The sequence below is a fragment of the Lentimicrobium sp. L6 genome (assembly GCF_013166655.1).
GTDB lineage: Bacteria > Bacteroidota > Bacteroidia > Bacteroidales > UBA12170 > UBA12170.
In genome coordinates this window covers 39,115-51,405 of the sequence record NZ_JABKCA010000004.1, presented here as the reverse complement: position 1 = coordinate 51,405, position 12,291 = coordinate 39,115, and the positions used below count along the sequence as shown (strand labels likewise).

Annotated in this window: 10 protein-coding genes; 2 read left to right on the top strand and 8 right to left on the bottom strand. The window is 35.9% G+C overall.

The genetic code is table 11. From position 1 onward, the window contains the following. Positions 1–27 precede the first annotated feature (27 nt). The 8 genes from HNS38_RS01940 to HNS38_RS01905 all read right to left on the bottom strand — a co-directional run bounded on the left by HNS38_RS01940 (position 28) and on the right by HNS38_RS01905 (position 10,724). Entirely contained in the window at positions 28–720 is a 693-nt protein-coding gene (locus HNS38_RS01940; RefSeq protein WP_172278463.1) for a CoA transferase subunit A, read from the bottom strand. Positions 721–743: 23 nt separating this feature from the next. Further along, entirely contained in the window at positions 744–1,892 is a 1,149-nt protein-coding gene (locus HNS38_RS01935; RefSeq protein WP_172278461.1) for an acyl-CoA dehydrogenase family protein, read from the bottom strand. 51 nt (positions 1,893–1,943) lie between these two features. Then, positions 1,944–3,929, bottom strand: a complete 1,986-nt coding sequence (locus HNS38_RS01930; RefSeq protein ID WP_172345881.1) for an acetyl-CoA carboxylase biotin carboxylase subunit — start codon at positions 3,927–3,929, stop codon at positions 1,944–1,946. 54 nt (positions 3,930–3,983) lie between these two features. Further along, positions 3,984–4,787 carry an enoyl-CoA hydratase-related protein gene (locus HNS38_RS01925; protein WP_172278457.1) on the bottom strand — a complete coding sequence of 268 codons (804 nt, stop codon included), beginning with the start codon at positions 4,785–4,787 and terminating at the stop codon, positions 3,984–3,986. An 84-nt stretch (positions 4,788–4,871) separates the two neighbouring features. Beyond that, positions 4,872–6,776 carry an acetate--CoA ligase gene (acs, locus tag HNS38_RS01920; protein ID WP_172278455.1) on the bottom strand — a complete coding sequence of 635 codons (1,905 nt, stop codon included), beginning with the start codon at positions 6,774–6,776 and terminating at the stop codon, positions 4,872–4,874. A 56-nt stretch (positions 6,777–6,832) separates the two neighbouring features. After that, on the bottom strand, positions 6,833–8,440 hold the full coding sequence (locus HNS38_RS01915; protein WP_172345880.1) for a carboxyl transferase domain-containing protein: 1,608 nt from the start codon (positions 8,438–8,440) through the stop codon (positions 6,833–6,835). 364 nt (positions 8,441–8,804) lie between these two features. Next, the gene (locus HNS38_RS01910; RefSeq protein ID WP_172278451.1) at positions 8,805–9,518 is read right to left on the bottom strand and encodes a hypothetical protein; all 714 of its coding nucleotides are present in this window, start codon (positions 9,516–9,518) and stop codon (positions 8,805–8,807) included. A gap of 75 nt (positions 9,519–9,593) precedes the next feature. Beyond that, entirely contained in the window at positions 9,594–10,724 is a 1,131-nt protein-coding gene (locus HNS38_RS01905; RefSeq protein WP_172278449.1) for a glycosyltransferase, read from the bottom strand. A 245-nt stretch (positions 10,725–10,969) separates the two neighbouring features. Here HNS38_RS01905 and HNS38_RS01900 point away from each other — a divergent pair, with 245 nt between their 5' ends. After that, a complete protein-coding gene (locus HNS38_RS01900; protein WP_172345879.1) occupies positions 10,970–11,383 on the top strand; it encodes a thioesterase family protein in 414 nt (137 codons plus the stop codon). A gap of 79 nt (positions 11,384–11,462) precedes the next feature. Next, on the top strand, positions 11,463–12,260 hold the full coding sequence (locus HNS38_RS01895) for a gamma-glutamyl-gamma-aminobutyrate hydrolase family protein (RefSeq protein ID WP_172345878.1): 798 nt from the start codon (positions 11,463–11,465) through the stop codon (positions 12,258–12,260). The last annotated feature ends 31 nt before the right edge of the window (positions 12,261–12,291 follow it).

Here is a 12,291-nt window from a genome sequence, read left to right as displayed (position 1 = left end):
GTCTCTGTGTCTTAGTGGTTAATTAATCTAATCACGAACTGTTTCAAATTCAATTCGCTTTTCATAATCTACACCTTGAAATATTCTTTGAACAAAGACACCTGGTGTGTGAATCTGATTGGGGTCCAACTCACCGGCAGAAACCAGTTCTTCCACTTCTGCAATGGTGATTTTACCGGCCATGGCCATGGGCTGATTAAAGTTATTAGCTGTTTCTCGGTAAATAAGATTTCCCATGGTATCCCCTTTCCAAGCCTTTACTACTGCAAAATCCGCAGTTAATGCATGTTCTAAAAGATGCATTTTTCCATTGAATTCTCTTGATTCTTTACCTTCACCAACTTCAGTTCCATAACCTGCCGGAACGTAAAAAGCTGGAATACCGGCTCCACCTGCTCTAATACGCTCTGCTAAAGTCCCTTGTGGAACCAAGTCCACCTCTAGCTCACCAGAAAGCATCTGACGTTCAAACTCTTTATTTTCACCTACATAAGAAGATATCATCTTTTTAATTTGGTGTTTTCTTAATAATGCACCTAAGCCAAAATTATCGACACCAGCATTATTAGAAATACAGGTTAAATCTTTGAACTCAGATTCCACTAAGGCCTTGATGGTATTTTCCGGAATCCCACAAAGACCAAAACCACCCAACATTAGGGTTTGTCCGTCTTGCATTCCTTGCAAAGCCTCCTTAGCATCTTTTACTACTTTATTCATATTTTAGGTTTTTGTTTTTCGTTTTAACAACCAATATATCTTGATATTACCATTCTTTGAATCTCAGAAGTGCCCTCTCCTATCTGTAATAATCGTTGGTCACGATAAAATCTTTCTATTGGATAATCTTTCATTAAGCCATAACCACCATGAATTTGCACTGCTTCATCAGCTACTGATTTTGCAATCTCACTACAGTATAATTTCGACATGGCTGCTTCTTTGGCAAATGGTTTTTTATTGTCTTTTAACCAGCATGCTTTGTATAGGAGATTTCTGGCTAATTCAATTTGCATGGCCATATCGGCCAACTTAAAAGCAATGGCCTGAAATTTAGAAATTGGTTTTCCAAACTGATTACGTTCTTTAGAATACTGCAAAGCCATTTCATAAGCTCCTTGTGCCAACCCTAAACCCATAGCAGCAATGGAAAGTCTTCCATTATCTAGAGTCGAAAGCATAATCTTACTTCCTTGTCCAATATCTCCTAGTAGATTTTCTTCTGGTACTATACAATCATCGAAATATAATTCTGAAGTATCTGAAGAACGCCACATCATTTTTCCATGCATGGCTACTCTTTTAAAACCAGGAGTATCTTTTTCTACAATTACGGTGGTGAATTCTTTTTTACCATCAGGAAGAACCTTTGTTACGGCCTGTACAGTTGCTCCTAATGACAAATCGGAGGCACCATTGGTGATGAATATCTTAGAACCATTTATTCTCCATTTTCCCTCCTCTAGTTTTGCAGTGGTTTTAGAACCTCGACTATCAGAACCGGCATCGGGCTCAGTAAGACCAAAAGCCCAAAGCCCTTCACCAGTACATAATTTGGGCAAGTATTTTAATTTCTGCTCTTCTGTTCCGTAATAATAGAGTGGTCCAATTCCCAAAGAATTATGAGCCGCTAAAGTGGCTGCTTGAGAGCCATCAACTCTGGCTAATTCCTCAACTGCGATAATATAGGATAAGGTATCCAATTCTTGTCCGCCATATTTTTCTGGAAGATACATACCAAAAAGGCCAAGCTCACCCATTTTTCGAGTTAAATCCTCTGAAAACTCTTCTTTCTCGTCCAACTCTTGAGCAATAGGTTTGATTTCTCTTTCAGCAAAATCCCTTACCGTTTGTCTAATCAACTCTTGTTCTTCTGTTAATTCGAAATTCATATATGATGTTTTATTTGATTAAAAATTGATTTTTGTGATAGAATTGATGATTTATTCAGCCTCCTCCAAACGTAATAATATTTTAGTATTATCCACCATTTCTCCTTCTTGAACTAGAATTTCTTCTATTTTTCCATCACGACTGGCTAAGATATTATTTTCCATTTTCATGGCTTCCACTATCAATAAAGTTTGACCTTTTTTAACCTCTCCCCCTTCTTCCACCAATACTTTGATCACCTTACCAGGCATTGGAGATTTTAAAATATCGCTAGTTTCAGCCTCATGACTAGATTCGTAAAAATCTTCTTGAACTAAGACCTCTAAATCTTCTAATTTAAATACTTGTCCTTTCCAATTAAAAAGAATATGGGCTTCATCTTTCTTCACGAAGTAAACTCGTTCTTCTTTGTTATCAATACTTAAATCAATACAATTATTCTTTACACTTAAAATTTCAACTGGAAGAATATCTTGTCCATTTTTTAATCTGAAACTTGAAGGTTTTACTTCCATCAATTGATAAGAAAGGAATTCTTCTCCTAATTTCCATTGAAAATCCATTTGTAATCTCCAATAAGCTATTTTTTCCCAAATATTATGAGGTGAATTAGAGGAGGCTATTTTTATAGAGGCATAAGCTGCTCCAAGGATATTCCTATCCATATTAAGATGATAAGCTTCAGCACTTTTTAGTATTTGAGAAGCATGAGTATCGCAATATTTAGTAGAGATATAATTCAGTATATAATCTTCTTCTTTCATTAAAGCCAGCATAAAAGGAATATTAGTCGACAAGCCCAAAATGACGAATTCCTCTAAACTAGCCATCATTTTCGTGATCGCTTTGGACCTGTTCTCTTCCCACACGACCAACTTGCTTATCATGGGGTCGAAAAAGCTTTTTATCTCTACGGCTTGATCAATAGCTGAATCCACTCTAATATGAACTCCTTTGGGTTCTTTATAATAACTTACGAAACCTGGTGCTGGACGAAAATCATTCTCAGGTTCTTCCGCATAAACTCGTGCTTCAATGGCATGACCATTTTGCTTAATATCTTCTTGCTTCCAGCTTAATTCTTCTCCTTGTGCTATCCTAATTTGCTCTTGAACCAAGTCTACGCCAGTCACCATTTCCGTAACAGGATGTTCCACTTGAATTCTAGTATTCATCTCCAAGAAATAGTAGTTTAAATCGGAATCCACTAAAAACTCGATAGTTCCAGCACTGGTATAATTAATGGCTTTGGCAATATCTACTGCTGCTTTCCCCATCTTTTCTCTTGTGGCTTGATCTAAAGTGGGAGATGGAGATTCCTCAATTATTTTCTGGTAACGACGTTGAATGCTACATTCACGTTCATATAAATGAATCACATTTCCAAATTGGTCACCTAAAAGCTGAATCTCTATATGACGAGGATTCTCAATGAACTTCTCCACATAAACTTCAGCATCACCAAAATAAGCTAAGGCTTCACGGCTTGTGGACTCAATTACGGATTCCAAATCATTCCAATCACGCACAATTCTCATTCCTTTCCCTCCTCCACCAGCTGCGGCTTTTACAAGGATAGGCAGTTCTATGTTTTTTGCCAGACTCAGAAGTTCTTCAGGGCTACCCGTCACACCTTTGGTCATGGGGATTTTAAGGCTATCCACAAAAGCTCGTGCCTCTATTTTATTTCCCATTAACTGAATGGCTCGACTCGACGGTCCAATAAAAACAATATCGTTCTTTTCACAAGCTGCCACCAATTCAGGATTTTCCGCCAAAAAACCATAACCTGGATGAATGGCATCAGCCCCATGTTTCAGAGCAATCTCCATTATTTTTCCAACATTCAAATAGGTTTCAGACAGTGATTCTTCACCTATACAAAAGGCTTCATCAGCTTTACGAATATGTAAGCTATCCTTATCAGCCTGTGAATAGACAGCCATACTGGTGATTCCCATTTTCTGAGCAGCCTTAATAATTCTTACTGCAATTTCACCTCTATTGGCAATTAATATTTTATTGAATTTCTTCATTATTCCTCTATTATTAGAACGCGTCGATTACAAATCAACGCAAGCAGTAATTTATTATTTTTCAGGACTGGTGGCCACCCAATTTGGCTTTCTCTTTTCCAGAAATGCTGCCATGCCTTCTTGACCTTCTGAGCTGGCTCTGATTTCGGCTATCATCTTGGCGGTATAATCAATGGCTTCTTGAAGACTCAGCTTATTGGAAATATCGTAGAGAAGGTTCTTACATTGGGTCATGGCTTTAGGGCCACTGGTCTTTAACAATCCTATGAGTTCCTCTAGATGAAGGTCTAAATTGCTTGAGGATAATGATTTATTCACCAAACGATGATGGGCTGCTTCGGCGCCTTTAAATCTTTTGCCTGTTAGCATTAATTCTTTGGAACCATACTCTCCTACTCTTTTGGTCACATATGGAGAAATACAAGCCGGCACAATGCCAATCTTTACTTCACTTAAAGAAAAAGTGGTATTCTCCTCTGCATAAGCAAAATCACAAGCTGCTAATAATCCATTGGCACCGCCAATAGCTGCTCCATGAACAATAGCGATGGTAGGCTTAGCACAGGTATAGATATTATAAAAACAGAGTGAAAGATTGAGACTTTCTTTATAATTATCTTCATAGGAATATTTTGCCACATCACGCATCCAGTTCAAATCTGCTCCAGCACAGAATGACTTTCCTCTACCTCTTAAAACCACTACTCTGATTCCTTCATTATCATTGATTTCTTCGAACATCTCTATCAACTCCGCTATCATGACTTCATTGAAAGCATTGTGTATTTCTGGACGATTAAGCCAAACGGTGCCTACTTCGTTGTTTATTTCTAATTCTATGGTTTTATATACTTTCATTTTTTATTTGATTTGCCACCAAGACTCAAAGGCACTAAGAAAATAAATATTCTCCTTTGCGTCTTTGTATCTTTGCGTGATATATTATTTCTTAGCTTTTTCCATAATCTCCTCGACAACACCAGGATCCAATAAAGTACTAGTATCTCCAAAGCTTGAAGTATCGTTGGAAGCTATTTTCCTGAGGATTCTTCTCATAATTTTACCAGAGCGTGTTTTTGGCAATCCACTTACTATTAAAATTTTATCAGGACGAGCAATTGGACCAATAATATTATTAACTCCAATTTTAATACTCTTTATAATCCCCTCCTCGCTGGTGGTTTCATCCATATCGGTACAAACTACAAAGGCATAAATCCCTTGTCCTTTGATATCGTGAGGAAAACCAACAACAGCAGATTCCACTACTCGAGGATGCTCGTTAATCGCATTTTCTACTTCGGCTGTTCCCATTCTATGACCTGAAACATTGATGACATCATCAACTCTACCTAGTATCCTATAATAACCATCCTCATCTCGTTTTACACCATCTCCAGTGAAATAGTAGCCAGGATAGGTTGAAAAGTAAGTTTGTTGGAAACGTTCATGATCACCATAAATAGTTCTTGCCATTCCCGGCCATGGAAATTTGATACAAAGATTACCTTGAACACTGTTTCCTTTTAACTCTTTTCCATCGGGATCCACTATGACAGGTTGAACACCAGGAAGTGGTAATGTGGCATAAGAAGGTTTAGTGGGCGTAACGCCAGCTATAGGGCTGATTAAAATCCCACCCGTTTCCGTTTGCCACCAAGTATCCACAATGGGACAACGATCTTTACCCACATGATCATGATACCAGTGCCAAGCTTCTTCATTAATGGGTTCTCCTACTGTACCTAGAACCTTTAGGCTTTTCATTTCTTTATTCTCGACAAACTCATTTCCTTCTGCCATTAAAGCACGAATAGCAGTTGGTGCTGTATAGAACTGATTCACTTGATACTTTTCTACAATATCCCAATATCTTCCTGCATCAGGAAAAGTAGGAATTCCTTCGAACATTAATGTTGTGGCTCCACTTAATAATGGGCCATAAACAATATAAGAATGGCCAGTAATCCAGCCAATATCAGCAGAGCAGAAATATACATCACCTTCCCCATATTGAAATACATTGCGGAAGGTATAGGAAGTATAAACCATATAGCCACCAGTGGTATGAACTAAGCCTTTTGGTTGGCCGGTAGAACCAGATGTATAGAGGATGAAAAGAGGATCCTCAGCATCTAATATTTCAGCATCATTATCACAAGACACACCTTCAGTAAGTTCATCCCACCAATAATCGCGACCTGCTAACATATTTACCTCTTCACCAGTTCTCTTTTTAATGATGACCGTTTCTACTGAATCACATCTTTCTACTGCCTCATCTACAATTTTCTTTATTGGAATGGTTTTGGTGCCACGGAATCCTCCATCAGAAGCAATAACCACTTTTGCTTGAGCATCAATTATTCTATCAGCTAATGCATTACTTGAAAATCCTGCAAATACAATAGAATGTACGGCTCCAATTCTAGCACAAGCCAACATGGCAATGGCCAATTCGGGAATCATGGGCATATACAAAGCCACCCGGTCACCTTTTGTTACTCCCTTTTCAAGGAGCACATTGGCAAATTGTTTCACTTTATCAAAAAGTTCAGAATAAGTTATAGTAATACCCTCCTCAGAAGGGTCATTTGGCTCCCAGATAATGGCAGCCTGATCTTTCTTAAAAAACATCTGACGCTCAAAAATATTTTCAGTAAGATTCAATCTTCCTCCTTTAAACCAATCAATTCTTGGTTCTGTGAAGTTCCAATCTAAAACACATTCATATTTCTTCCGCCAATAAAAAGCTTCTGCCTGTTGTCCCCAGAAATCTTCTGGATTTACTGCGCTCTTTTGGTATTCATGAAAATAGCCACTTAATGTTTTAATTTTAATTGCCATAGTTAAAGGTTTTTATTTTAGGTATTTAGATTGTTTTTAATAAAAAATATAAATCTCTACATTCTGAAAATTCCATTTTTGGTATCTTCCCATTTCTTATTTAAAGTCATAGCTATCCCCAATGCTAAAACTTTTCGAGTATCTACTGGATCTATAATTCCATCATCCCAAAGGCGTGATGTGGAATAATAAGCAGAACCTTCATATTCGTATTTTTCCAGAATAGATTTCTTTAGTTGATCAATATCTTCTTGGGCCATTTCTTGTCCTCGAGCTTTTAGTTGATCCATTTTTACTTGAATCAATACATCAGAAGCTTGCTCTCCTCCCATAACAGAAATCTTGCTATTGGGCCACATCAATAATAGTCTTGGGTCATAAGCTCTGCCAGCCATAGCATAATTTCCAGCACCAAATGAGCCACCGAATACTACCGTAAATTTAGGCACATTGGCATTGGCTACAGCATGAACAAATTTAGCTCCATCTCTTGCAATCCCTTTTCTCTCGTATTCTTTGCCCACTATAAAACCTGTAATATTTTGAAGGAAAATAATAGGAATCTTTCTGGCTGTACATAGCTCTACAAAATGGGCTCCTTTTAAAGCCGTTTCTGAAAATAGAACTCCATTATTACCAATAATTCCAACGGGATAGCCCATGATTTTCGCAAAACCAGTTACAATAGTAGGAGCATAACGCTCTTTAAATTCCTGAAAACGACTCCCATCAACTATTCTTGCTATAATTTCTCGTACATCTATGGGTTTCTTTAAATCAACGGGAGCTAATCCGTATAACTCTTGAGGATCGTAAAAAGGTTCCTCTATTTCTTTGGTTTCTAGGTTTTGTTTGTCGTGATATTCAATACTCTCAAATATATTTCTACAAATGGAAATGGCATGTCGATCATCTTCCGCAAAATGATCTGCAGTACCTGAAATGCTGGTATGAACATCCGCTCCTCCCAGTTCTTCTGCACTCACTTCTTCTCCAGTTGCTGCTTTTACTAATGGTGGTCCACCAATAAATATGGTACCTTGCTCCTTAACAATGATGGTTTCATCGCTCATAGCAGGAACATAAGCTCCTCCAGCGGTACATGAACCCATGACGATAGATATTTGAGGAATCCCAGCAGCCGACATTCGAGCTTGATTATAAAAGAACCTTCCGAAATCAAAGCGATCGGGAAATACTTTGGCTTGCTCAGGTAAAAAAACACCACCGCTATCTACCATATAAATGCAGGCCAAATGGTTTTCCATGGCTATTTCTTGTGCTCTAATATGCTTTCTGATAGTCTCTTTAATGTAGGTTCCTCCCTTTACTGTGGCATCGTTGGCTATAATGATACAATCTTTGCCTTGAATTACTCCGATCCCAGTGATGATTCCTGCAGAAGGAAACTGGTTATCATAACTACCATAAGCTGCTAATGTAGAAAGCTCTAGAAAAGGTGTATTGGTATCCACAAGTAAATTAATGCGTTCACGAGCCAGAAGTTTCCCCCTCGACTTGTGCTTCTCAATCGCTTTAGCACTAGATCCATCTTGAACCATTTTTAACTTATCACGATATTCGTTTAGTAATCCTTCGAATTGCTTTTTATTGTTCTGAAAAGAATCAGACTGGGTGTTTATTTTGGATTTTATTCGATACACTTATCTTGGTTTTTATTTTGTTTCTATGAAAAGTCCTTTGAATACTAGCGCTAATAGCAAAATACATAACCAGCAACTCAATTTATAATCACTTGATATATTGCGCTTTAAAATACAGCCTCTAAGTTAGTAAAAACAAATGAGTACTAAGAAACTTTTTTTAAGAACTCAAAAATAGCAAATTTTACTATGCATGCATAATATATTTTAGATTGTTTTCATAAAAAATTGGTAATTACACCTAAACGATGCTATTGGAGAAGAGTTTTTCCAAAAGGGAAGAACAGATTAATCTAACCTTAGCCCTAGTTGGATTGAACATTAGTGAAATAAAAAAAACCGAACACAAAATCCATCTTAATTATTAGAAGCTTAATTGCTGTATATCTAAATTATATACATAAGAGGATTTCATTTTGGTTCTGAATTCCTGTTGTGCTTCTAATAATTCTCTAATGGCAAGATGGTCTTGGTTAAAATAACTGACCGTTATTCTAAACCCAAAGTCCTTATACAGTAAGTTATTTCCATTGGAATTATAAATCATCATTTCGTTATCGATTAATGTGCCACACTCATAAAGGGCCTTAATTTTATCCAAAACTTGATTAGAAAATGATTCTGTAACTTTATTAAAAATAAATTCTCCGAAATAATAGGAATCATTCATAAAGTAAAATACATATCTATCCACTACATTATTAGGTTGAATATAAAATTCAAGGCTGACCACTTTTTCATTATTAATATCCAACACTTCATGGGAAACGGGTTTGCCTAGTATTGAAATTAACTTTTTCGTTCCAATTCCAAATTCGATATTTTGAAAAAACAAAGGCTTATCTGTTAATTCCTTTTCACGTTTATTTAAAGAATTTCTGATTAAAGATACTTGATTATATAAATCAGATTTTGAATAATAATTCCCTTCATAATAACTATTATCCTTATCGAATAGACTCAAATAATTAATATGATATTGACCATAAATGATTCCATAGAGGAATACTTTTAAATAATTTCTAAAAAGAAAAACAAGGATACATGAGAATACGACGAATGTAGAGATGAGGTACATAATGATTGGTTTTTTTTAATAAATTGCTCAAAACAAATATAAGCAAACCAATTTCAATGTACAAGGAAATATTGACTATTTTTTGTTAATTGTGTCAATAATCAATTGTGCACTTCCACCATTAGAGAACAATTTATCCCATACTAACTTACGTTCATCCACATGACTGGGCTTAAAATCAGTACGCATTAATGATTTTACTAATGAAACCATTGATAAAGGTTCATCTTCTACAAAACATAAATCTTCCAAACCAGTATTCTTTACCATCAAAGTGTTAGCAATACAAAATCGCCCTTCAGATATTGATTTCAATAGCTTTAATTTGATTCCTGTATCTTGAAAAGTAGGTAAAATATTGATTTGTGCTTCCTTTATCAATCTATCCATTTCCTCAGTAGCGGGGTTCGCTATAATTTTTATATTTTTATAATGGGCCGCTTTATTCTCAAGCTCTAAACTAGGATTTTTACCTGTTATTACACAAGGGTATTTTACTTTTGAAAAAACCTCATCAATTAAAAAAGTAGCAGCTTTCTCATTTTCTTCTACTGATAAATTCCCATGATAAACCAAATAACTCCCTTTACCAACTAAACTTGTAATTCCAAAACCAGGATGAAAAGCAGGCACAAAACTCACATTGGAGAACCTACTTGAGAAATATTGTTCATCACTCTGGGAAATAGGCAAAATTACATCTGCATGGGTTAATTGAGATTCAAATTTCTCGAGCTTCTTTGCTTCTTGCTGATAATAAAACTTTTGTAGAAATTGCTTGGAGGCCAATGAAAGGTGATGGTAATATTGATGCTCTACATTATGAGTTCTAACCAATTTCAATCGGGAACTTAGTCTAATATCAGACAAAATTCCGCAGGTATGTAAACCTTCAAATAAAATAGGATAATCATCTTGTTGTAATGCCTTTATCAAATCTTCAGACTCTCTAGAAGCAACAATATATGGCTTACTCTTAAACAATTGAATCAATACATTTTGCCTCTGATAATAAGAAACCGTTTCACAAAACTTATTCAATTCTTCACTATGTTTCCTACCATATTCATAGGCATGTAAATGGATTTTAAGTCCCAATTCGTGCAAAGACTTAATCTTATAGAAAACATCAATCACTCCACCATAATCTGCAGGATAAGGAATATCAAAAGAAATGATATGAAGATGGAGATCTGAATTTTGCATTTATTATTCAATTATAAAATCTGCTCAAAATTAAAACATATTTCCCTTCTCTTTATTGTTTTCTTATAATAAAATAGAATTCTTTCAACTATACTTAGCTATTGTCTTCACTGATTCTCCAAATCTGTTTTCTTCCTTATTTATATACTATTTATATCAAGCTATCCTTTAAGATTAAATTTTCTGATTAATTTTGCCCCCGAAATGAAGAGCATAAAACATCAGTAAACGCAAAAACACAAAATATGAAATTAGAATTTTCAACTCAAGTAAGGGTAAGATATGTAGATTGCGATCAATCAGGATTTGTTTATAATGGAAATTATGCCACATTTTACGAAGTGGGTCGTGCAGAATCTTTTCGTCAATTGGGTCATACCTATAAACAAATGGAAGATGATGGGATTGTCATGCCGCTCATTAACCAATATAGTCGTTTCTATAAGCCCGCTTTCTACGACAACGTATTAACTATTATAACTCGCATACCCGAAATCCCTAAAGCTAGAATCCGGTTTGAATACTCCATATATAACGAGGAAAACGAACTCATTAACGAAGGTTATAATGAATTGATTTTCTTGAGCAAAGAAAAAGGAAGACCGATGCGAGCGCCAGAATGGTTCATTGCACTTTTAACAAACTCCCTTAGCTCATAAAACTAATTCATAGGGATTTATTGAGTTTGTAGTTTCCTCATTGTTTTTCTTTCTATCTTTACAGGAACAAATTAAAGAAATGACTAGAAAATCAGTATTTCAGCTGTCTTTATTATTATTTATTGCATTTGTATTAAATGCTTGTCAAAATAATGAACGAGAACTTACTATTGCTATATCAAAAGCAAAACCTGACAAATGGTATGGTAATTATCCACAATGGGTGCATAAAGCCGATTCCAAGGTTAAAATCATCAATATGTATGAGCTGGGTCTGGATTCAGCACTTCAAGTATTAGATTATTGTGATGGTTTAATTATTTCTGGTGGAGCAGATGTATATCCTGGTTGGTATGGTAAGTTAGCCGATACAGCAAACTGTGGCGCGTTTGATAGATATAGAGACACCTTAGAAATTGAATTGATTAGAAAAGCTATGGCATTAAAAATGCCTTTAGTGGGAATTTGCAGAGGTCAACAAATTCTAAATGTAAGCCTCGGAGGAAGTCTGATTATAGATATTCCCACCGACCACGATACTGTTATAAAACACAGACTAGTTGACTGGGAAAACTGTTTTCACCAAATTCAACTGACAAAAGGAAGCTTATTGAGTAAATTAAGCTCACAGAGCGAGGGCAAAGTAAATAGCAACCACCACCAAGCCATAGACCAACTAGCTGATGACTTAAAAATCAGCTCTATTGCAAGAGACGGTATTATAGAATCTGTAGAGTGGAGGAATCCAAAAGACAAAGGATTTATGATAGCTGTGCAATGGCATCCAGAAAGACTTGATACTGTAAACCCAGAACTATCATTACCTATTATAAGAGAGATGCTATTTCAGGCCGAGCAGTACCATACTTATAAATAACGGATTATCTACCCACCGGATAATCCAAAAA